Origin of the sequence: Arthrobacter sp. TS-15, assembly GCF_006964045.1 — a bacterium.
Taxonomy (GTDB): domain Bacteria; phylum Actinomycetota; class Actinomycetes; order Actinomycetales; family Micrococcaceae; genus Arthrobacter.
On the sequence record NZ_SDXQ01000136.1, the window covers coordinates 1 to 1,025 of the forward strand.

Consider the following 1,025-nt stretch of genomic DNA (forward strand, 5'->3'; position numbering starts at 1 on the left):
TCGCGGCCCGGTGCCAAGCTGCCCCATGCCTGGATCACGGCCGGGGACCGGACCCTGTCCACGCTCGACGCGGCCGGTCAGGGGCGCTTCACCCTGTTCACCGGTATCGGTGGGGACTGCTGGGTGCGGGCCGCCGAGGCCGTCGGCCTCGACATCGCCACCGCTGTCGTCGGGCCCGGGCAGCAGTACGAGGATCCGTACGGCGACTGGGCGCGGCTGAGCGAGGTATCCGACTCGGGTGCGCTGCTCGTGCGGCCCGACGGGTACGTGGCGTTCCGGTACGCGACGGCCGCCGGGGACGCGGAGGAGTTGCTGGGGGACGCGGTGCGGCGGATTCTCGGTCACGGGTAGCTCCGCGGGTCGTGCCGCTGAAGGGGCTCCCCATACGGGCGGAGTAGGACAATGATCGTCGGGAAGCGGGACACGGCGAATCGGGACACAGCGGATCAGGAGTCGTCATGACCATCGATGCCAGCGAGACCGCGGTCACCGAAGAGGCCGTCGGGAGCCTCGGTGCGGGTACCGATCCGCGGCTGCGGGAGCTTCTCACCGGGCTGATCCGGCACCTTCACGACTTCGCGCGCGAGACGCGGCTCACCCAGGAGGAGTGGGAGCGGGCGATCGGGTTCCTGACGGCGACCGGGCAGACGTGCACCGACACCCGGCAGGAGTTCATCCTCCTGTCGGACGTGCTCGGCCTTTCGATGCTGGTCGAGACCCTGAACGCCGACCGCGGCCCCGGCGCCACCGAGTCGACCGTCCTCGGCCCCTTCCACATGACCGAGTCCCCGGTCCGTGAACTCGGCGCCGACATCGACCTGGTGGGCAGCGGCGAACCGTGTGTCGTCAGCGGCCGGGTGCTCTCCCAGGACGGCACCCCGCTGCCCGGCGCGGTCCTCGACGTCTGGCAGGCCGACACCGACGGCTTCTACGACGTGCAGCAGCCGGACCTCCAGCCACCCGGCAACGGCCGCGGGCTGTTCACGGCGGACGCGGCGGGCCGCTTCTGGTTCCGCACCTGCGTA

Annotated in this window: 2 protein-coding genes; both read left to right on the plus strand. The window is 71.5% G+C overall.

Translation table 11 applies throughout. The features are described from left to right. Positions 1-351: aromatic-ring hydroxylase C-terminal domain-containing protein (locus EU811_RS23335; RefSeq protein WP_446698081.1), on the plus strand; the 351-nt coding region annotated here is incomplete at its 5' end. A 107-nt stretch (positions 352-458) separates the two neighbouring features. Beyond that, positions 459-1,025, plus strand: a 567-nt coding sequence (locus tag EU811_RS23340; RefSeq protein ID WP_274595856.1) for a dioxygenase, incomplete at its 3' end; no start/stop codon positions are given.